Source organism: Paraburkholderia atlantica, from assembly GCF_009362785.1.
Classification (GTDB): Bacteria; Pseudomonadota; Gammaproteobacteria; order Burkholderiales; family Burkholderiaceae; genus Paraburkholderia; species Paraburkholderia atlantica.
Genome location: NZ_WHNQ01000006.1, coordinates 121,707 through 142,817, shown reverse-complemented (window position 1 = coordinate 142,817; position 21,111 = coordinate 121,707). Strand labels below are relative to the sequence as shown.

The 21,111-nt window shown below is 64.8% G+C and carries 19 protein-coding genes; 2 read left to right on the top strand and 17 right to left on the bottom strand.

What is annotated here, in order from left to right:
* Positions 1–68 precede the first annotated feature (68 nt).
* The 5 genes from GCT19_RS11365 to GCT19_RS11345 form a co-directional block, all read right to left on the bottom strand.
* Positions 69–809 (bottom strand): 3-ketoacyl-ACP reductase, encoded by a 741-nt coding sequence (locus GCT19_RS11365; RefSeq protein ID WP_013089362.1) that lies wholly within the window; start codon positions 807–809, stop codon positions 69–71.
* Positions 810–1,036: 227 nt separating this feature from the next.
* Positions 1,037–2,218 (bottom strand): acetyl-CoA C-acetyltransferase, encoded by a 1,182-nt coding sequence (locus tag GCT19_RS11360; RefSeq protein ID WP_018432060.1) that lies wholly within the window; start codon positions 2,216–2,218, stop codon positions 1,037–1,039.
* Between the two features lie 180 nt (positions 2,219–2,398).
* Complete coding sequence (gene phaC, locus GCT19_RS11355; protein ID WP_152852073.1) at positions 2,399–4,204, bottom strand: class I poly(R)-hydroxyalkanoic acid synthase; 1,806 nt, start codon at positions 4,202–4,204, stop codon at positions 2,399–2,401.
* 545 nt (positions 4,205–4,749) lie between these two features.
* Positions 4,750–5,613: a peptidoglycan editing factor PgeF gene (pgeF, locus tag GCT19_RS11350; RefSeq protein WP_018432062.1), complete on the bottom strand. Its 864-nt coding sequence runs from the start codon at positions 5,611–5,613 to the stop codon at positions 4,750–4,752.
* On the bottom strand, positions 5,610–6,860 hold the full coding sequence (locus GCT19_RS11345; RefSeq protein WP_026228023.1) for an RluA family pseudouridine synthase: 1,251 nt from the start codon (positions 6,858–6,860) through the stop codon (positions 5,610–5,612). The genes pgeF and GCT19_RS11345 overlap by 4 nt, the downstream gene beginning before the upstream one ends.
* Before the next feature lie 38 nt (positions 6,861–6,898).
* Here GCT19_RS11345 and GCT19_RS11340 point away from each other — a divergent pair, with 38 nt between their 5' ends.
* Complete coding sequence (locus GCT19_RS11340; protein ID WP_013089357.1) at positions 6,899–7,759, top strand: outer membrane protein assembly factor BamD; 861 nt, start codon at positions 6,899–6,901, stop codon at positions 7,757–7,759.
* A gap of 93 nt (positions 7,760–7,852) precedes the next feature.
* On the opposite strand, the gene rlmD is transcribed toward GCT19_RS11340, so the two are convergent.
* From rlmD to surE, 6 genes are all read right to left on the bottom strand, one after another.
* Positions 7,853–9,283: a 23S rRNA (uracil(1939)-C(5))-methyltransferase RlmD gene (rlmD, locus tag GCT19_RS11335; RefSeq protein ID WP_321576786.1), complete on the bottom strand. Its 1,431-nt coding sequence runs from the start codon at positions 9,281–9,283 to the stop codon at positions 7,853–7,855.
* Positions 9,284–9,438: 155 nt separating this feature from the next.
* Positions 9,439–10,215 carry a 3'-5' exonuclease gene (locus tag GCT19_RS11330; RefSeq protein WP_018432066.1) on the bottom strand — a complete coding sequence of 259 codons (777 nt, stop codon included), beginning with the start codon at positions 10,213–10,215 and terminating at the stop codon, positions 9,439–9,441.
* 4 nt (positions 10,216–10,219) lie between these two features.
* On the bottom strand, positions 10,220–11,308 hold the full coding sequence (gene rpoS, locus GCT19_RS11325) for an RNA polymerase sigma factor RpoS (RefSeq protein ID WP_013089354.1): 1,089 nt from the start codon (positions 11,306–11,308) through the stop codon (positions 10,220–10,222).
* Between the two features lie 11 nt (positions 11,309–11,319).
* Positions 11,320–12,270: a peptidoglycan DD-metalloendopeptidase family protein gene (locus GCT19_RS11320; protein WP_026228026.1), complete on the bottom strand. Its 951-nt coding sequence runs from the start codon at positions 12,268–12,270 to the stop codon at positions 11,320–11,322.
* Between the two features lie 5 nt (positions 12,271–12,275).
* The gene (locus GCT19_RS11315) at positions 12,276–13,493 is read right to left on the bottom strand and encodes a protein-L-isoaspartate(D-aspartate) O-methyltransferase (protein WP_018432068.1); all 1,218 of its coding nucleotides are present in this window, start codon (positions 13,491–13,493) and stop codon (positions 12,276–12,278) included.
* On the bottom strand, positions 13,490–14,248 hold the full coding sequence (surE, locus tag GCT19_RS11310; RefSeq protein ID WP_026228027.1) for a 5'/3'-nucleotidase SurE: 759 nt from the start codon (positions 14,246–14,248) through the stop codon (positions 13,490–13,492). The genes GCT19_RS11315 and surE overlap by 4 nt, the downstream gene beginning before the upstream one ends.
* A 325-nt stretch (positions 14,249–14,573) precedes the next feature.
* Here surE and GCT19_RS11305 point away from each other — a divergent pair, with 325 nt between their 5' ends.
* Positions 14,574–15,548 (top strand): NADPH:quinone oxidoreductase family protein, encoded by a 975-nt coding sequence (locus GCT19_RS11305; RefSeq protein WP_152851962.1) that lies wholly within the window; start codon positions 14,574–14,576, stop codon positions 15,546–15,548.
* Between the two features lie 78 nt (positions 15,549–15,626).
* Here GCT19_RS11305 and GCT19_RS11300 read toward each other — a convergent pair whose 3' ends face one another.
* The 6 genes from GCT19_RS11300 to GCT19_RS11275 form a co-directional block, all read right to left on the bottom strand.
* A complete protein-coding gene (locus GCT19_RS11300; protein ID WP_018432071.1) occupies positions 15,627–16,451 on the bottom strand; it encodes an ABC transporter permease in 825 nt (274 codons plus the stop codon).
* A gap of 73 nt (positions 16,452–16,524) precedes the next feature.
* Positions 16,525–17,337 carry an ABC transporter ATP-binding protein gene (locus GCT19_RS11295; protein ID WP_018432072.1) on the bottom strand — a complete coding sequence of 271 codons (813 nt, stop codon included), beginning with the start codon at positions 17,335–17,337 and terminating at the stop codon, positions 16,525–16,527.
* Positions 17,338–17,412: 75 nt separating this feature from the next.
* On the bottom strand, positions 17,413–18,450 hold the full coding sequence (locus GCT19_RS11290) for an ABC transporter substrate-binding protein (RefSeq protein ID WP_152851960.1): 1,038 nt from the start codon (positions 18,448–18,450) through the stop codon (positions 17,413–17,415).
* 162 nt (positions 18,451–18,612) lie between these two features.
* Complete coding sequence (locus tag GCT19_RS11285; RefSeq protein WP_152851959.1) at positions 18,613–19,854, bottom strand: CaiB/BaiF CoA transferase family protein; 1,242 nt, start codon at positions 19,852–19,854, stop codon at positions 18,613–18,615.
* A gap of 153 nt (positions 19,855–20,007) precedes the next feature.
* On the bottom strand, positions 20,008–20,604 hold the full coding sequence (recR, locus tag GCT19_RS11280) for a recombination mediator RecR (protein WP_013089345.1): 597 nt from the start codon (positions 20,602–20,604) through the stop codon (positions 20,008–20,010).
* 141 nt (positions 20,605–20,745) lie between these two features.
* The gene (locus GCT19_RS11275) at positions 20,746–21,072 is read right to left on the bottom strand and encodes a YbaB/EbfC family nucleoid-associated protein (protein ID WP_008923976.1); all 327 of its coding nucleotides are present in this window, start codon (positions 21,070–21,072) and stop codon (positions 20,746–20,748) included.
* Positions 21,073–21,111 lie beyond the last annotated feature (39 nt).

The following is a 21,111-nucleotide window of genomic DNA, read 5'->3' as shown; positions in this document are numbered from 1 at the left end:
GCAGCCGGGACGCCGGCGAAACCATCTGAGCCGAAGCACGCCGCCTTCCGGTCCGGCGCGCCGATGGCTCAGCCCATATGCAAGCCGCCATTCAGCGAAAAATCTGCGCCGGTGGCGAAGCCTGATTCTTCCGACGCGAGCCACGCGACGATCGAGCCGATTTCGTCCGGCTGACCGAGACGGCGCACCGGAATCGTCGCAACGATTTTTTCCAGCACGTCCGGGCGGATCGCCTTGACCATGTCGGTGCCGATGTAGCCCGGCGACACGGTGTTGACCGTCACACCCTTGGTCGCGACTTCCTGCGCGAGCGACATCGTAAAGCCGTGAATGCCGGCCTTCGCGGTCGAATAATTGGTTTGGCCGAACTGGCCCTTCTGGCCGTTCACCGAGGAAATGTTGATCACGCGGCCAAAGCCACGCTCGACCATGCCGTCGATCACCTGCTTGGTGACGTTGAACAGGCTGGTCAGGTTGGTGTCGATCACCGCGGTCCAGTCTTCGTGCGTCATCTTGCGGAACACGACGTCGCGCGTGATGCCGGCATTGTTGACCAGCACGTCGATCTCGCCGACTTCGGCCTTGACCTTGTCGAACGCGGCCTTGGTCGATTCCCAGTCGCCGACGTTACCCTCGGAGGCGACGAAGTCGTAGCCCAGTGCCTTCTGCTCGTCGAGCCACTTCGCACGGCGCGGCGAATTCGGGCCGCAGCCCGCGATCACCTTGAAGCCTTCCTTGTGCAGACGCTGGCAGATGCTGGTGCCGATGCCGCCCATGCCGCCCGTTACGTACGCAATTCGCTGTGTCATAAACCACACTCCGTTATCGTTGTCGAGGCGCCTGCCGGCGGCCTCGTGCCTCGCCTGATGCTGGTTCACGTTGCCGCCGGGCGACCGTCTGGCAACGCGCACTGCCGGCACGAGTCACCTGTTGCAGCGCGCTGCACCGCCAGTTGGCGTGCGGCGCGGCCAGACGCCTGTGCCGGCGAAGGCCGCGCGCGAACGGTCGCGATCGCGCGCGGCGTACCCAACGTACTTTAAACTCGCTCGACCGCGAGCGCGACACCCATGCCGCCGCCGATACACAACGACGCCAGACCCTTCTTCGCATCGCGCTTCTGCATTTCGTGCAGCAGCGTAACGAGAATCCGGCAGCCGGACGCGCCGATCGGGTGGCCGATCGCAATGGCGCCGCCGTTCACGTTGATCTTCGACGTGTCCCAGCCCATCTGCTTGTGCACGGCGAGCGCCTGTGCGGCAAATGCCTCGTTGATTTCCATCAGGTCGAGGTCGGCCGGTGTCCAGCCCGCGCGCTCGAGGCAGCGGCGTGAAGCCGGCACCGGGCCCATGCCCATCACCTTCGGATCGACACCCGCGTTCGCGTACGCCTTGATGCGCGCGAGCGGCGTGAGGCCGAGCGCTTCCGCTTTTTTCAGCGACATCACGAGCACCGCGGCCGCGCCGTCGTTCAGGCCCGACGCATTCGCCGCCGTGACCGTGCCTTCCTTCGAGAACGCCGGCTTCAGGCCCGCGAGCGATTCGGCCGTCACGCCATGACGCACGAATTCGTCGGTGGCGAAGCGCAGCGGCTCGCCCTTGCGTTGCGGAATCTCGACCGGCACGATTTCGTCGTTGAAGCGCCCTGACTTCTGCGCGGCTTCCGCCTTGTTCTGCGACAGCGCCGCGAACGCGTCCTGCTGTTCGCGCGTGATGCCGTGTTCCTTCGCGACGTTCTCAGCCGTCACGCCCATGTGGTACTGGTTGTACACATCCCACAGGCCGTCGACGATCATCGAGTCGATCAGCTTCGCGTCGCCCATGCGGAAACCATCGCGCGAACCCGGCAGCACGTGCGGCGCGGCGCTCATGTTTTCCTGGCCGCCTGCGACGACGATGTCCGCATCACCGGCGATGATCGCGTTGGCCGCGAGCATCACGGCCTTCAGACCCGAGCCGCAAACCTTGTTGATCGTCATGCCCGGCACGGCCGACGGCAAACCCGCCTTGATCAGCGCCTGACGCGCGGGGTTCTGACCGGAGCCCGCCGTCAGCACCTGGCCCAGAATAACTTCGCTCACCTGTTCCGGCTTCACGCCTGCCCGTTCGAGTACGGCGCGCACCGCGATCGCTCCGAGTTCAGGTGCGGCAACCTTCGCCAGCGACCCACCAAACTTGCCCACTGCAGTACGAGCGGCCGATACGATCACAACATCAGTCATTTCCATATCCTCAGGGCACCCCGGCAAACTGCGCCGCAGCCCGTTACGTTAAAAATTGCGTTGCAACTTGCGTTGCTCTCACGCCTTCATCAACCAGACGCTCATTCACCTGCCAAACACCTATGCACCGGCCGACCGCGCAGCAACTTCGGACGCGCGCGTCGAGCCCGTGCGTGAAACCTACTCCCGTTGCCGCACGTAGCGGCCCGGCGCCGGCTCGATGACCGGGAATTCGTCGGAGCCCAGCGTGGCGCGCGGCTTCACCTTCTTGCCGCCGTACTGATCGAGCCACTCAGTCCATTCGGGCCACCAGCTGCCGGGCACTTCCGTCGCCGCGTCGAACCATTCGTCCGCGCTTTCGGGGAGCGTCTTCGCGTCGCTCTCGAGCTTCCAGAAACTACGCTTTTTCTTCGCGGGCGGATTGATCACGCCAGCGATATGACCCGACGCGCCGAGCACGAACTTCAGCGGTCCAGTAAGCAGCGGCGCCGACGCGTACGCGGTTTGCCACGGCACGATATGGTCTTCGCGCGAACCGTAGATGAAGGTCGGCACGTCGATCTTCGACAGATCGATCGGCTCGCCGCAAGTGGTCAGCGCACCCGGCTCGCGCAGCTTGTTCTCGAGATACGTGTTGCGCAGATACCAGACGTACATCGGACCCGGCACACTGGTCGAGTCGCTGTTCCAGTACAGCAGGTCGAACGGCACCGGCGTGCGGCCCTTCAGGTAGTTGTCGACGACGTAGTTCCACACGAGGTCGTTCGGACGCAGGAACGAGAACGTGTTCGCGAATTCGATGCCGCGCATCAGTCCCGGCGGCGCACCGTTCTTGCCACCGATGGTCTGCTCGCGCATCTGCACGTGCGCCTCGTCGACGAACACGTCGAGCACGCCCGTGTCGGAGAAGTCGAGCATCGCGGTGAGCAGCGTCATCGACGCTGCCGGATGTTCGCCGCGCGCCGCGGCCACCGCCAGAGCGGTGGCGAGCAATGTGCCGCCGATGCAGAAGCCGAGCGTATTGATCTGTTCGCGGCCGCTGATCTGGCGCACGGTGTCGATCGAAGTGAGCACGCCTTCGCCGATGTAGTCGTCCCAGGTCTTGTGCGCAATCGACTGATCGGCGTTGCGCCACGAAATCAGGAACACCTGGTGGCCCGAATCAAGCGCGTGCGCGACCAGCGAATTCTCGGGCTGCAGGTCGAGGATGTAGTACTTGTTGATGCACGGCGGCACGATCAGGAGCGGCCGCTCGCGCACGGTCGCCGTACGCGGCTTGTACTGAATCAGCTGCAGCAGATCGTTCTCGAACACGACCGAGCCTTCGGTGTTCGCGAGGTTCTCGCCGACTGTGAAACGCGATTCGTCGGTTTGGGAAATCTTGCCGCGCTGCATGTCGCCGAGCAGGTTCATCACGCCCTGGCGCAGGCTCTCGCCCTTGCTGTCGAGCAGCGTTTTCTGCGCTTCGGGATTCAGTGCGAAGAAGTTGCTCGGCGAGGCCGCCGCGGTCCACTGCTGGACTGCGAAGCGAATGCGCTCACGTGTTTTCGGCTGGGTGTCGAGCGCGTCGACCATCTGCTGCAAATAGCGCGCATTCAGCAGATACCACGCGGCGGTGAACGCGTAGGCCGGCGCCTGGCTCCAGGCCTCCGCGCTAAAGCGCCGGTCCTTGAGTTCGGGCGCCTTGATCGCCGACGTGGTGGCCTGCTGGATCAGTTCCATCGCCTCGCGCGAATAGTCGGTCTGCAGCTTCTGCAAACGCTCGGGCGGAATTGCGGCGGTGGGAATGCTCAGCCCCGGAAGCGCGCCAGCGGCCAGCTTGCTGAAGTCGGGCATGCCGGGAAATCCCGGGATTTGCGGAAAGCCCGCCGTGATCTGCGCGAGGTCCGGCATCTGCGGCATTGAAGGTATCTGGAATGCCGCGCCGTTGGGCTGAGCGCCGAACGAACGCCAGGCGTTCATCCAGGCGTCGAGAAATTGCTGCATGCCTGCGGCTGACGATGCACCGCTGGTACCGGCCTGCTGCGTCTGCTCCTTCGAGGAGTCCGTGCTGGGGGAAGCTGAGGAATGAGATGCTGCCATGCCTGCTTTTGACCGGTAAGTCCTTGCGGACGGGTTGAGAGGCAGGTTCGTGCGCACGGAGCGATTGCTCGCGACTTCGTCACACCCTGTCCCATGAACGAGGAGGAGCTTAGAAGGAACATTCTTGCTCCCCATCACAAGGCATGTCAATGCTTGCTCCCGATTTTGCCGCAGTGCGATATTTTTTTAATTATCGTTTTCCCTGTATGGCAAATCGCGCTTTTGCGAATCAAATGTTCCAGGCCGCACGCAAATCGAAAAAGTCCTACGGCGCATGGTACTTAAGCATATTTATTCGTTCGGTCGGGCACAGAGCAGGCGGGCGATTCGAGCTATTAGACCGTCTTCCGGCAGCGCAACAAAAAAGGTGTTGAACCGGTGCGCATTCGCGCGAAATAAAACCGCCGCTCGATTTTAAAAGTATGACGAGATGCGCGCGCTACCCCGAATTAATCGGCAATGGATTGCGCCTGTTCGTCGATCCAGATCAACGCAGCCATCCGGCCGGTTTCGCGGTCACGGCGATACGAATAAAAACGTTCGCGCAGCGTGACCGTGCACAGATCGCCGCCGCTGATACGCGTAAGGCCGAGCCGCTGCAGGCGCAAACGCGCGAGCGCTGGCAGATCGGCGAGATATTTGCCGGCATTCCCGGGATGTGCGACGAACGCCTTCGCGGTCGCATCGCGTTGTGCGCCGTCGACATCAGTCATGAAAGCGTCACGCACGTCTGCGCCGACTTCGAATGCGTCGGGTCCGATCGACGGTCCGAGGTACGCATGCAACTCGCTCGCCGGCACGCCCGCCAACGCCGCGACGCGCGCGGCGGTCTGCTCGACGATGCCCGCCGCGAGTCCGCGCCAGCCGGCATGCGCGGCGCCGACCGCGCGCCCCGCTTCGTCGCACAACAGCACCGGCATGCAATCGGCCACCATCACGACGCACGCGATGCCGGCGCGATCGGTCACGCTCGCGTCGGCGCGCGCCGGCGCGCCATGCTCGCGCGCGTGCGCGAGCGCATCCTCGGCGCGCACGATGCCGGCGCCGTGGATCTGTTCGAGCCACGCGGCCTCGCGAACGCCGGTAAGCGCGACGAGCCGTGCGCGGTTGCTCGCGACCGCAGCAGGATCGTCGCCGGTCTTCATGCCCAGATTCAGCCCGCCGGGCTGGTCAGCGCCGTCGCGCCAGCGGCCGAACGGCGCGTCGCTGACGCCGCCGTCGCGCGTGGTGACGAGCGCGCGCACGCGCGGCGATACGTTCCATGCGGGTTGCACGACATCGGCAAAACCCAGCTCCGGCAGATTGGCGCTCATGCGTGATCGTCCTCGTCGTGGTCGCTGTCTTCATCGTACGCGCCGTCGTCGAACGATGCATCGTAGTCCTCGTCCTCGTCATACGCGTCGTCGAACTCGCCCGCGTCGTCGCGACCCAGACCGAGCGCGGCAGACAACGCCTCGATGTCGGCCGGCACGTCGGCGCGCCATTGCATCGAGCGGCCGGTCTTCGGATGGATCAGGCCGAGCCGCCACGCGTGCAGCGCCTGGCGCGCGAAGCCGTCCGGCAGCGGCGTGACCGAGCGCTTGCCGCGCGCGCGTCCGTAGACGGGGTCGCCGAGCAGCGGATGACCGATATGCGCGCAATGCACGCGAATCTGATGCGTGCGCCCGGTCTCCAGATCGCAGTGGATCGCCGTGACCGGCTGACGCTGCCAGATCGCCGAGGCCACGCGCCGGAAATGCGTGCGCGCCGGCTTGCCGGCCGCGCCCGTCACCACGGCCATGCGCGTGCGCTCGCGCGGGTCGCGGCCGATCGGCGCGTCGATCGTGCCTTCGTCGGGCATGTTGCCCCACACCAGCGCGAGGTAGCGGCGCTTGACCGTGCGCGCCTGCAACTGACGCACGAGGTCGGTCTGCGCCTCGAGCGTGCGCGCGACCACCATCAATCCCGAAGTCTCCTTGTCGAGCCGATGCACGATGCCCGCGCGCGGCAGACCCGCCGCTGCCTCGCCATAGCGGTGCAGCAGTCCGTTCAGCACGGTGCCGCTCCAATTGCCGGCAGCCGGATGCACGACCATGCCGGCCGGCTTGTTGATGACGACCAGCGTGTCGTCCTCGTAGACGATTTCGAGCGGCACCGGTTCTGGCGTGAACGCGAGCTGCTCGGGCAGCAGATCGGGCACGAGTTCGATCGTGGCGCCGAGCGGCACCGGCTGGCGGATCTTCGCCGGCTTGCCGTCGACGCGCACCCGCTGCGCCTCGATCCAGCTTTGCAGACGGCTGCGCGAGAACTCGGGGAATACTTTGGCGAGCACCTTGTCTAGGCGCTCGCCGGCCAGTTCGTCGGGTACCACGACGCTGCGCGGCGCTTCGTCGGCCGCGCGCACGGGCACGGGCGCCGCCTTGGCCGCGGAGCCTTGCGGACCGCTCGCGGCGAGCGCGTCGCCGGCGAAATCGTCATCGAGGGAATCGACGCCCAACGCGTCGGCCGGATCGGCGCTTACGCTATAATCTTTGTTGCCATTCCCGGCGCCTGCGGTGCCTGGAGTATTTGAGCGGGTCATTGAATCTGGGTCACCTGGACGTAAAGCTAGACTGGAAAATGCGAGCCTTGAACACCATCACTGAAGCGGCGATCAATTTGGCGGCCATCAAGAAGGCGGCCCGGAAAGTGGCCGGATACATTGCGTGCGCCGCGGCCGTCGTCGCTGTTGCGGCTTGCCACGGCCTGCCGGAGAAGACCGATGAAACGGCAACGTGGAACAACAACAAATTATATACGGAGGCGAACGACGCCCTGACCGGTGGTGACTGGGGCAAGTGCGCGAAGTATTTCGAGCTGCTCGAGGGCCGTGACCCGTTCGGCCACTTTGCCCAGCAGGCGCAGATCAACGTCGCGTACTGCAACTGGAAAGACAACGAAAACGCCGCTGCCGACCAGGCCATCGACCGCTTCATCCAGCTGCACCCGGATCACCCGGACATCGCCTACGCGTATTACCTGAAGGGCATGATCCACTTCAACGACGACCTCGGTCTGTTCGGCCGCTTCTCGGGCCAGGATATGAGCGAGCGCGATCCGAAGTCGCTGCGCGAGTCGTATGACGCGTTCAAGGTCGTGGTGGACCGCTTCCCGAACAGCAAGTACGCGCCGGACGCCGCGCAGCGCATGCGCTACATCGTGAATGCGCTGGCATCGCATGAAGTCCACGCGGCGGACTACTACTATCGCCGCGGCGCCTATGTCGCCGCGATCAACCGCGCGCAGCTCGCCTTGCGGGAGTACAAGAACGCGCCGGCCATCGAAGACGCGCTGCACATCATGATTCTGTCGTACGAGAAGCTGAACAACCAGCAACTCGCTGACGACACGCGTCGCGTGCTGGCCGGCACTTTCCCCGACAGCCCGTACGTGACCGGCCACGCACGGCCCGGCACGGCGAAGTCGTGGTGGCAGTTCTGACGCCTCACGCGCCGACGGCACACTGAGCGTCGTCTGAAAACGAAAACGCCACGACCGAGGTCGTGGCGTTTTCGTTTCTGCTCGCCGCGCGACTCAATCGCGCTCGAACAGCGCAATCGATTCCACGTGCGACGTATGCGGGAACATATTGACGACGCCCGCGCCCACCAGCCGATAGCCGGCCTCATGCACGAGCAGCCCGGCATCGCGCGCGAGCGTGCCCGGCGCGCACGACACGTAGACAATGCGCTTCGGCAGCGGCCCGTTGCCGCTCTGCGCGATCTCCGCGAGCGCCTTCGCGATCGCGAGCGCGCCTTCGCGCGGCGGGTCGACCAGGAACTTGTCGAAGTGGCCGAGCGCGCGCAGGTCGTCGGCGCTCACTTCGAACAGGTTGCGGCACGCGAACGACGTATGCCCGGCGACGCCATTCAGTTCCGCGTTCGCGAGCGCGCGCTGGGTCAGCACTTCGCTGCCCTCGATGCCGACCACTTCCCGCGAAATTCGCGCGAGTGGCAGCGTGAAATTGCCGATCCCGCAGAACAGGTCGAGCACGCGGTCGGTGCGTGCCGGCGCCAGCAGGCGCAACGCGCGGCTCACCAGCACACGATTGATCGCGTGATTGACCTGGGTGAAATCAGTGGGCTTGAACGGCATGCGGATGCCGTATTCCGGCAGCGTGTAGTCGAGCTGCACGTCGAGCGGATAAAGCGGCGTGACCGTGTCGGGACCGCCAGGCTGGATCCAGAACTGCACGTTGTGCTCGTCCGCGAACTCGCGCAGCACCTGCTCGTCCTCAGCCGTCAGCGGTTCGAGGTTGCGCACGACGAGCGCCGTGACCGACGAGCCGACGGCGAGCTCGAGCTGCGGCATACGGTCGTAGATCGACAGCTTGCGGACCATGAAGCGCAGCGGCATCAGCATCGCCGACACATGCGGCGGCAGCACCTCGCAGGTCTTCATGTCGGCGATATAGCTGCTCTTCTTCTCGTGAAAGCCGATGCGCATGCCGCCGCGTTCCGGCAGATAGCGCACCGCGAGCCGCGCGCGATAGCGATAACCCCAGGACGGCCCGTGAATCGGCCGGAACACCGTCTCGGGGCGCAGCTTCGCCAGATGCTGCAGGTTGTCCTCGAGCACACGCTGCTTGACCGCCACCTGCGCGCGCATGTCGAGATGCTGCATCGAGCAGCCGCCGCAGATGTTGAAGTACGTGCATTTCGGCGTCGTGCGGATCACGCTTTCGCGGAACACCTGCACGACTTCGGCCTGCTCGTATTTCGGCTTGCTGCGATGCGTCGAATAACTGACGAGTTCACCCGGCAGTGCGCCTTCGACGAACACGACCTTGCCTGGCGTGCCGTCTTTACTCGCGGTGCGGCCCACGCCGCGCGCTTCCATATCGAGCGAAACGATTTCGATGACCGGTTCGTTGCCGGTAATGACGGGCGCCGGCGCCGGGGCGTGCGCCTTCGCATGCTTCGATGAGCGCCGCGGCGAGCGACGTTGGGGGGCAGTTCGGGACACCTGCGGACTTCCTGACAAACTATGGGGTAAAGGCGAGATTGTAGACGAAGCGCCGGGCTTGCCTGTCGCGCGGTGTGCTCGACGTAGGGAGCGTGTGCGGATCGCGCGCCCGAGTCGCCGCGCGGCGCCCCGGCGGACGCCCTACTCGCGCGCCCTTACTGCTCGAACGCCGCCAGATACTCGGCCCACTGCGGCGCGGTTTCGAGCGCGAGCGCGTTCTTCACGAGGTTGATCTCATCAGCATACTCCGACGGCGAAAAGCCGCCGCGCATCAGCTGGAAGCGGCAATACAGCAGGTACGTGTTGACGACGTCGGTTTCGCAGTAGTTGCGGATTTCCTCGATGCGCCCTTGCTGGAACGCCTGCCACACCTGACTGCCGTCCATGCCCATCTTGCCCGGAAAGCCGCACAACTTCGCGAGCGCGTCGAGCGGCGCGTTCGCGCGCGCCTGGTACATCGCGAGCACGTCCATCAGGTCGGTGTGGCGCGCGTGGTAGCGGCTGATGTAGTTGTTCCACTTGAAGTCGCGGTCGTCCTCGCCGAGATCCCAGAACCGGTAGGCGGGGATGCCGTTGACGAGCGCGCGATAGTTAAGCACCGGCAGGTCGAATCCGCCGCCGTTCCACGACACGAGCTGCGGCGTGTATTTTTCGATCACGCGATAGAACGACTGCACGAGCGTCGCCTCGCCGTCCTCGGGCGTGCCGAGCGAGCGCACACGAAAACCGTTGTTGTCGCGAAACACGCAGGAAATCGCCGCGATCCGTTGCAGGTGATGCGGCAGAAAATCGCTGCCGGTTTTTTCGCGGCGGGCGGCGAACGCGTGCTCGGCGACGTCGGCGTCGCTCATCGACGCCGGCAAATCTTCAAGACGGCGGATGCCGGCGACATCGGGAATCGTCTCGATGTCGAAAACAAGAATCGGTGTCATCAGGTCAGAGAACGGCGTCTTTGCGGACACCGTTTGAGGCGAAGAAGCGCTTGAGCCGCACCAGCGCTTCCTGTTGGATCTGGCGCACACGCTCGCGCGTGAGGCCCATTTCGTCAGCCAGCTCCTCGAGCGTGGCGGGCTCGATATGATTCAGACCGAAGCGCCGCTCGATCACGTGGCGGTGCTTGTCCGACAAACGCGCGAGCCATGCGCGCGTCAGCGTTTCGAGCTCGCGATGCTGCACCTCGGCGTCTGGCGACTGGCTCTGGTCGTCCGACAGCAGATCCAGCAGACTGCTCGCCGGATCGAGGTCGAGCGGCGCGTCGAGCGACGCGGTGTGCTCGTTCAGCGCGAGGATGTCGGTGACTTCGTCGGTGGTCTTGCCGGTCAGATAGGCGATGTCGTCGATGCTTGCGTCGCGGCGCTCAGCCGCTTCGCCCGAATTCATCGAGTTCTTTTCCAGATGGCGCTTCGCGCGCAACACCTGGTTCAGCTCACGAATCACATGCACCGGCAAGCGCACGGTGCGCGCCTGGTTCATGATCGCGCGCTCGATGCTCTGGCGGATCCACCAGGTCGCGTAAGTCGAAAAACGGAAGCCGCGCGTCGGATCGAATTTTTCGATTGCGTGCATCAGGCCGAGATTGCCCTCCTCGATCAGATCGAGCAGCGGCACGCCGCGATTCAGATATCCCTTGGCAATGCTGACGACCAGCCGCAGATTGCGCTCGATCATCACCTGCCGCGCTTCGAACTCGCCGGCCTTGGCAAGCCGCGAATATTTCTGCTCTTCCTCGACGGTGAGCAGCGGCTTCACGCTGATGCGGTTTAGATAATGCTGGATCGTGTCGGCCGTGAGTTCGGCCTGCAGCAGTGCGCGGAAGTCGTCGGCGTCGGGCAGCGCATCGCCAGTGCTTTCGCGCGCGTCGGCGCCCTCGCTGTCGTCGAGGCCGCCCTGGCGTTCGTCGAGATCGCGCTCCTCGGCGATCTCCTCTTCCACTTCCGAAGCGCCGCTTTCGTCCACTGCGGCGGACGTGACTTCGCTGATCGTCTCAGACTCGGCTTGCGGCGGGCGGCGCTTCGATTTCGGCATGGTCGTATCGCTTATTGCGGCGGCAAATACTTCAGTGGGTCGACTGGTTTACCCTGTCGGCGAACTTCGAAATGCAACATCACGCGGTCGGAATCGCTATTGCCCATCTCAGCGATCTTCTGCCCTTTCGTTACCGCGTCCCCCTCTTTTACCATCAAAGCGCGGTTGTGTGCATACGCGGTGAGATAAGTTGCATCATGCTTGATGATAATGAGATTGCCGTAACCACGCAGCCCATTTCCGGCATAAACGACGCGACCATCGGCCGACGCTTTAACCGGCTCGCCCGCGGAACCGCCGATATTGACGCCCTTGTTGGTCGAGTCGTTGAAGGTGTTGAGCAACGGACCGCGCACCGGCCATGCAAATGCTACGTTGCCAGCCGCCGCGCTGCCGAGCTCGGCGTTCGCCGCAGAGGAATTGGCCGGAGGCGCAGCTACCGCACCATTCGCGGGCGTTCCGTTCGTCGCGCCGCCGTAGAGCGGCGGCATCGCGGCGCCGACCGCAGCCGGCGCGTTGTTGTTCAGCGGTGCACTTTGCGCCGCGCCCGTGTTGCCGATCGGCGCGGTCGACACGCCCGGCGTCATGGCCGCGGTATTCGCGCCCGGCGGCACGACGCGCAGCAGCTGGTCGACTTCGATCTGATTCGGATTGGTCAGGTTGTTCCACGTCGAGATGTCGCGGTAATTCTGGCCGTTTTCGAGCGCAATGCGGTACAGCGTATCGCCCGGCTTCACGCGATAGTAACCGGGCGGCGGCGGGCCGAGCGGCACCGCCGGTTGGGCCGCGCCCTGCGCGGTGGAGAGCACGCCGCCGCCGGAGCGGTCGACGACGGGCGCCTGGTCGAGCCGGGATGCACAGGCCGTCATCAACAGGGACAAGGCGAGCACGCACACGCTGCGCTGGGTTACGGTCAAGGGGGTATTCGGGGTGGTTCTCTGCATCGCGCGCAACATACTCATCGGTGTCAAATCACTCCGGATTTTAAGGGTACAAAGAAAACGCGATCAAGCCGCGACTCGCGCCATTGCGCGGGGCCGAGGCGCTCGACCAGCGTCAGCACCTGGCTCTGTCCTTCCTGCGAGCCGACCGGCGCAACCAGACGTCCGCCGATCGCAAGCTGCTCGAGCAACGCCTGGGGAACGTCGAGCCCGGCCGCCGCGATCACGATCGCGTCGAACGGCGCCGCCGACGGCAAACCGAGCCGCCCGTCGCCGTAATGTAGCCGGATATTCGGAATGCGCAGCGGACGCAGATTGGTCTTCGCGCGCTCGGACAGCGGCTTGATGCGTTCAATCGAATAAACCTCGCGCGCGACCTGGCTCAGCACCGCCGCCTGATAGCCGCAACCGGTGCCGATTTCGAGCACCGTGTTCAGCGCGCGCCCGGCCGCCGCGAGTTCGATCATTCGCGCGACCACCGACGGCTTCGAGATGGTCTGGTGATGACCGATCGGCAACGCGGCATCTTCGTACGCCTGGGCCGCAAGACCCGGATCGACGAACATGTGGCGCGGCACCGCCGCCATCGCGTTCAACACACGCTGGTCGCTGACGCCATTGGCTCGCAGGCGTTCGACCATGCGTTCGCGAACCCGTTCCGAGGTCAGCGCGAGAGCGTTGTTCATCGCGCCGCTGCTTGCGCCGCCGAAGGCGCCGCTCATCGCACCGGCTAGCACGGCGTTCGACGCGGGTTTCGCGCTTTGCTGCGGTTGCGACTGAAGTGGCGATGGCGTCGGACGTGCGCCGTGTGCAGACGCGTGCGTCGAGGTTTTGCCTGGCTTGACCGACGACTTCGGTGTTTGCTTGACAGGCTGCCCCGCCAATGCTCCAGCCAGCGAGTTGACCGTTGTCTTTGGGACGGGCGCCGCCTGCGGCTTCGGCGGCAGCACACCGGTGGTTCCCGTTGGCGTGCCCAACGTTGCGCTTTGCGTCTTCGCCTGGGGAATTACCTGGGGTCGCGCCGCAGACGTTGACGTTGCTTGAGCAGCAGCGGAAGTCCTCGCTTGCGCTCGTGCGGCCGCGCCGCCCTGCGTCGGTTTCGCCGACTGCTGCCGCGCATTCAACGCCGCGCTCGCCGCGAGCGCCGCCGCGCGCATCTGCCCCGGACGTCCCTCGGGCCGGCGCGGCTCGCGCACCAGGTCCTCGAGACCAAGCGGAAAGCGCTTCGCGCGCTCGCCGGTCATGAACTGCCGCTCCCGGCGCGTAGCCAGTCGCGCGCCGCGGGCAGCATTTGCGTGTAGGTCAGATCGAGCTGCAGCGGCGTGATCGACACGGCGCCGTTCGCGACCGCGTGGAAGTCCGTGCCTTCGCTCGCGTCGCGCGCCTGGCCCGAGGCGCCGATCCAGTAGATCGGTTCGCCGCGCGGATTGGTTTGGCGGATCACCGGCTGCGACGGATGACGTTTGCCGAGTCGCGTGATCTCCCAGCCGCGCAGTTGGTCATACGGCAGGTTAGGAATATTGACGTTCAGCAGCGGATGTCCCGGCAACGGCCGCGCGAGATAATGCGCGACGATTTCGGCGGCAACCCGCGCCGCGTCTTCGAGATGCACCCAGTCTTTGTCGACCAGCGAAAACGCGATGGCCGGCACGCCGAACATGATGCCTTCGGTGGCGGCCGCGACAGTGCCGGAATACAGCGTGTCGTCGCCCATGTTCTGGCCGTTGTTGATACCCGACACGACGAGGTCCGGTGTATGGTCGAGCATGCCGGTCAGTGCGATGTGCACCGAGTCGGTCGGCGTGCCGTTCACGTAGTAGAAACCGTTCGCCGAACGCAGGACCGAGAGCGGCCGCCACAGCGTCAGGGAATTCGACGCGGCGCTGCAGTTCTGTTCGGGAGCCATCACGGTGACGTCGGCGATCGGCTTCAGCGCTTCGTAAAGCGCGGCGAGGCCCGGCGCCAGATAACCGTCGTCGTTGCTGAGTAGGATTCGCATGCGCCGATTGTAACCGAGGAAAGATGGCACGCGAACGACATGGTCGGCGTGTCGGTGTGACGTGCACGAGCTTCGTGCGAGCTGGTGTTTTTCAGGTACGCGGATGCTCGTGTCGAACGCCAGGATGCTGCTTTGCATTGATCGCGCGACCGTGCGCGCTCGTCGATGAATCGGCATCCTGTGCATGCTTCGCACTGTGCAATGCAATACGGCTCGCGCGACGAAGCGCGCTGCGCGCCCTAAGCTGCAACGCAATAAATCGTACGGTCGTACGCATTGCTTTACACTCGAAACCCTTGCGAACCCTGAACGATATGGAGACACGATGCGCGCGATTCGCTGCAAGCAATACGGGCCGCCCGAGAGCCTGGTCGTCGAAGACCTGCCGGATCTCGAGCCGCCGCCAGGCCACGTCGTGATCGACGTGAAGTCCGCAGCCGTCAATTTTCCGGATGTGCTGATCATCGAGAACAAATACCAGTTCAAGCCGCCGCTGCCGTTCACGCCGGGCTCGGAAGCCGCGGGCATCGTGCGCGCGGTGGGCGAAGGCGTCACGCGGTTCAAGCCCGGTGCGCGCGTGGCCGCGTTCACCGGCTCCGGCGGTTTCGCCGAGCAGGCGCTCGCACCCGCCGCGGCCTGCGTGCCACTCGACGACGATGTGTCGTTCGAACTCGCGGCCGCCTTCACGCTCGCGTATGGCACCTCGCATCACGCGGTGGTCGATCGCGGCGCGCTGCAGCCTGGCGAGACGATGCTCGTGCTCGGCGCGGCCGGCGGCGTCGGGCTGGCTGCGGTCGAAATCGGCAAGGCGCTCGGCGCGCGCGTGATCGCGGCGGCGTCGAGCGACGAAAAGCTCGTGACCTGCGTCAAGCACGGTGCCGACGCGACGATCAACTACAGCAGCGAGGATCTGCGCGAGCGCATCAAGGCGCTCACCGACGGCAAAGGCCCGGACGTGATCTACGACCCGGTCGGCGGCGTCTATGCGGAGCCGGCGTTTCGCAGCATCGGCTGGCGGGGGCGTTATCTGGTGGTCGGCTTTGCCAACGGCGAGATTCCGAAGCTGCCGCTGAACCTGATGTTGCTCAAGGGTGCGAGCGTGGTCGGCGTGTTCTGGGGCGATTTCGCCAAGCGTGAGCCGCAGCGCAACCGCGCGGCATTCGAGCAGATGACCGGGTGGATTCGCGAAGGCAAGCTCAAGCCTTACGTATCGGCCCGCTATTCGCTCGAGGACACCGGCCGCGCGTTGCGCGATATGGCCGAGCGTCGCGTGATCGGCAAGGTGGTGATCACGCCGTAGTGCAACCAATCAGACAGCATGAAAAACGGCGCGGCGCCCGAGGGCGATTTCGGGCGCCGCGCCGCTTGCGATCCACGTTCACAGCTTCTCGGTATCTCCGCTGCGCGGCTGCCACTTCATCAACCGCCGCTCCGCGATGCCGACGATCGCGTCGAGAATCAGCGCGAACGCGGTCAGCACCAGAATCCCCGCGAACACGGTGTTGATATCGAAAGTGCCTTCGGCCTGCAGGATCAGATAGCCGACGCCGCGCGCCGAGCCCAGATACTCGCCCACCACCGAGCCGACGAACGCCAGCCCAACCGACGTATGCAGGCTCGAAAACACCCAGCTCATCGCGCTCGGCAGATACACGAAACGCAGCAGCTGTTTGCGGTTCGCACCGAGCATGCGCGCGTTCGCGAGCACGACCGGGCTCACTTCCTTCACGCCCTGGTAGACGTTGAAGAACACGATGAAGAACACCAGCGTGACGCCGAGCGCGACCTTCGACCAGATGCCGAGGCCGAACCACACGCCGAAAATCGGCGCGAGAATCACGCGCGGCATCGAGTTCGCGGCCTTCACGTACGGATCGAACAGCGCGCTGGCGGTCGGCGCGAGCGCGAGCCACAGGCCGACGCCGAGCCCGATCGCGGTACCGAACACGAACGCGAGCACGGTCTCGACGAGCGTGATCCACAGGTGCAGATAGATCTCGCCGCCGGTGAACCACTCCCAGATCCGCTGCAGCACTTTCTGCGGCTCGCCGAAGAAAAACGCCGCCTTGTTCGGATCGTCGAAATAGAACGGCGGCACCAGCGTCGGACTCGTCAGCACGTACCACAGCACGAAGCACAGCACGAGCAGCAGCCACTGCCAGATCACCAGATTCGCCCGATTCGGGCGCAACGTCTTCCACATGACTCGGTTTGCCTTGGACGATTGTTGAACGCGTCTTCTCTTTTAATGCGCATGCAGCGATGCTGCGACACGCTTAAACAGCGGTCAGTTGCTGCTGATACCCTTTGAGCACTTCATCGCGCAGCACGCCCCAGATCTGCGCGTGCAATTCGACGAAGCGCGGATGCGAGCGGATTTCTGCGACATCGCGCGGCCGCGGCAGATCGATCCGGAACTCGCCGATCGGATGCGTGGCAGGCCCGGCCGACAGCACGACCACGCGATCCGACATCGCGATCGCTTCGTCCAGATCGTGCGTGATGAACAGCACCGCCTTGCGCTTCGCGGCCCAGAGGTCGAGCAGCTCGTTTTCCATCAGCTGCCGCGTTTGAATATCCAGCGCCGAAAACGGCTCGTCCATCAGGATGATGTCGGGATCGAGGATCAGCGTTTGCGCCATCGCGACGCGCTTGCGCATGCCGCCCGACAGCTGATGCGGATAGCGGTCGCCGAAGCCGCCGAGTCCGACGCGCTTTAACCACTCTTCGGCCTTCGCGCGGGCGTCCGAGGCCGACATACCGCGAAACGACAGGCCGGCCATCACGTTGTCGAGCGCCGAGCGCCACGGCATCAGCGCATCGGCCTGGAACATGTAGCCCGCGCGGCGATTCAGGCCATCGAGCTTCTCGCCGAACACGCTGACCGCGCCCGTCGACGGCTGCAGCAGCCCCGCGCCGATGTTCAGCAGCGTGGACTTGCCGCAGCCAGTCGGCCCGACCACCGACACGAACTCGCCTGGCTCGATACGCAGCGTCGTGTCTTTGACCGCTGTGTAGCGCTGCGCGCGGTTGTCGCGCGCGGCGAACGTGCAGGTGATGTTTTCGAGCGCCAGGGCAGCAACGGTCATCGTACGGCTCGCTTCAGGGATCGGGTTTGCGGGGAGTTGTCGCGGCGACGCTGGAGACCGCGCGCGCCGCGTCGTTTATGCCTTGACGGTCGTCAGCGCCTTCTTCACGAAGTCGTTGGTCCACGTCTTCGACAGATCGATCTGCGCGTTCTGGATCATTGGATCGAACGCTTTCAGCGTCTTCAGCGACGTCGCGGGACCGTCGGCGGGCATCAGGCCGTCGGGCGACATCGCTTCGCGCACGTGCTGCCACGCGTCGAGATAGAGTGCGCGGTCGCCGAGCAGATAGCTCTCCGGCACCGTGTTGATCAGTTCGCTGCCGCTGGCGTTCTGCAGCCACTTGAGCGCGCGCACCATCGCATTGGTCAGCGCCTGCGTGGTGTTCGGGTTCTTCGTGATGAACGATTGCGACGCGTACAGGCAGCCCGCCGGCATGTCGCCGCCGAACACCGTGTGCGTGTCGGCGAGCGTGCGCGTATCCGACACGACGCGCACCTCGCCGGCGCGCTCGAGGCGCGTGACGACCGGATCGAGATTGGCGATCGCGTCGATCTGGCCGGACTGGAGCGCGGCGATCGCACCGGCACCCGCGCCCACACCGATGAACGCGACGTCCTTCGGACTGAGCCCCGCTTTCGCGAGCACGAAGCTCGCCATGATCGACGTCGACGAACCCGGCGCCGTCACGCCGATCTTCTTGCCCTTCAGATCGGATATCGACTTGAAGTTCGGCATCGTCTTCTTCGATACCGCGAGCACGATCTGCGGCGCGCGGCCCTGCAGCACGAATTCGCGGAACATCTGCTTTTGCGCCTGCAACAGCAGCGTGTGTTCGAACGCGCCGGAGACCACGTCGGCGCTACCGCCGACGGCCGCCTTCAGCGCCTGCGAGCCACCCGCGAAGTCGGAAATCTCGACTTCGAGCCCTTCGTCCTTGAAGTAGTTGCGGCGCTCGGCGATCGTGAGCGGCAGGTAGTAGAACAGGTTCTTGCCGCCGACCGCGATGGCGACCTTCGTGGTCTCGGGTTTGGCCTGCGCGAAAGCGAACGGTGTGGCCGCGAGCGAGGCGCCCGCGAGCGCCGCACCGCCGGCGAGGAAGGTTCTGCGTTGCATGGTCCGTTGTCTCCAGATTTTTTGTAGTCCGGCTTTTGACCGCCCGTGTGCGCGTTGCGCACGCGCTCGGGGCACGGTTTCGTGGCTTGCCGGTCGCGCGGCGCCGATCGTGCGTCAGCGCCGCGCGTTAAGCGCTCTTCTCAATGCGTTGCACTGCGCGCATCAGACGATCTGTTGCGCCCGCAACCGCGCGATGCCGTCAGCATCATAACCTAGTGATTGAAGGACTTCATCGGTATGTTCACCCAGTTCCGGCCCTAGCCAGCGCGTCTCGCCGGGCGTCGCCGACAGCTTCGGCGTAACCGTGGGCAGCGTGATTTCCTTGCCGTCCTGCCACTTGAACCGCTGGATCATCTGCCGCGCGATGAACTGCGGATCGGTGAACATATCAGCGACGCTGTAGATGCGGCCTACCGGTACATCGGCCGCGTTCAGCACTGCGAGCGCTTCGTCGATCGTGCGCGTGGACAGCCACGCGGCGATCGCGGCGTCGATTTCCTGGGTGCGCGGCACGCGGCCGTCGTTATGCGCGAGCGCTGGATCGTTCGCGAGATCGTCGCGTTCGATCGCGATCATCAGGCGCTTGAAGATCGGATCGCTATTACCGCCGATCACGATGCTGCCGTCGCGGCACGGATACGTATTGGACGGCACGATGCCCGGCAGCGACGCGCCGGTACGCTCGCGCACCATGCCGTAGACGCCGTATTCGGGCACCACGCTTTCCATCATGTTGAAGACGGCCTCGTACAGCGCGACGTCGACGACCTGCCCCTTGCCGCCGTTCACCTGTTTGTGATGCAGCGCCATCAGCGCGCCGATCACGCCGTGCAGCGCGGCAATCGAATCGCCAATCGAAATGCCGATGCGCGGCGGCGGCAGATCCGGATAGCCGGTGATATGGCGCAGACCGCCCATCGATTCGGCGATCGCGCCGAAACCGGGCCGGTCGCGATACGGCCCGGTCTGGCCGTAGCCGGACAGACGCACCATCACCAGACCGGGGTTCTCGGCGGACAGCACGTCGTAGCCGAGCCCGAGCTTTTCGAGCAGACCGGGCCGGAAATTTTCGACGACGATATCGGCCTCTTTCGCGAGCCGCCGCACGATCTCTTTGCCCTCTTCGGCTTTCAGGTTGATCGTGACGGACTTCTTGTTGCGCGCCTGCACGGCCCACCACAGTGACGTACCGCCGACCTCCGGGTACAGCTTGCGCCATTTGCGCAGCGGGTCGCCGCCTTTGGGGTCTTCGATCTTGATGACCTCGGCGCCGAATTCGCCGAGAAAACGCGCAGCGAACGGCCCGGCGATCAGCGTGCCGAGTTCCAGCACCTTGACGCCGGCGAGCGGACCGCGCGCGTCATGCGGTGTGGCGCTCGCGCCTGAATCGGGGGTGGCGCTCATGAGTCTCCTTTGTCGGCCAGAGTGGGTGCACAGCACTTACTCTGGTCCCTGCAAGTTGGTTGCATTGTTTTGTATCGCCGTGCGCGCGGTCTGCACGGCTGGCGACGACGCGTGGCTTCACGGGTACCGCGGCGGCCAACGGAAGCAGCGCGGCTACATCGAACGACGGTCGAGCATCGCGCGCGCGATCGTACCCGCGTCGACATATTCGAGCTCGCCCCCCACCGGGACGCCGCGCGCGAGACGCGTGACGGCAAGGCCGCGCGCCTTCAGCGTCTGTCCGAGGTAATGCGCGGTAGCTTCGCCCTCGTTGGTGAAATTGGTGGCCAGCACGACTTCCTTGACGACGCCATCCGACGCGCGCTTCACGAGCCGATCGAAATGGATCTCCTTCGGGCCGATGCCGTCGAGCGGACTCAACCGCCCCATCAGCACGAAGTAGAGGCCGCGATAGGTCATCGTCTGTTCGAGCATGATCTGGTCGGCCGGCGTTTCGACGACGCACAGCAGCGACGGATCGCGCTCTTCATCGAGACAGACCTCGCAGATCTGCGCTTCGGTAAACGTGTTGCACTTTTCGCAGTGACGCAGATGCTCGGTCGCGAACAACAGGGAGCGGCCGAGCTTTTCGGCGCCTTCGCGATCGTGCTGCATCAGGTGATACGCCATGCGTTGCGCGGACTTCGGCCCGACACCGGGCAGCACGCGCAGCGCTTCGACGAGCGCCGACAGGGCGGAAGGTTGTTTCATGCGGATCGGCGTCGACGTGGTGGTGCTCGGGTGGGCGAATCGGGATGCGGGAGGGTGCTCGGACCAAGGCACGCTTTCGCACCGCGGCAATGAACCGCCGCGGCGCTCACCCGCTTCAGCCCGCTGTCAATCAGAGCAGGTTTAGAACGGCAGCTTGAAGCCCGGCGGCAGCGGCAGGCCGGCGGTCATGCCGCCCATCTTTTCCTGCGCGGTTGCCTCGGCCTTGCGTACGGCGTCGTTGAACGCGGCGGCGACGAGATCTTCCAGCATGTCCTTGTCGTCGGCGAGCAGGCTCGGGTCGATCGATACGCGGCGCACGTCGTTCTTGCAGGTCATCGTCACCTTCACGAGACCGGCACCCGACTGCCCCTCGACCTCGATCTGCGCGAGTTGCTCCTGCATCTTCTTCATGTTTTCCTGCATCTGCTGGGCTTGCTTCATCAGCCCGGCGAGTTGACCTTTCATCATGGACGTGCTCCTTCTAGATAGCGTGAAATCTGGCATTCC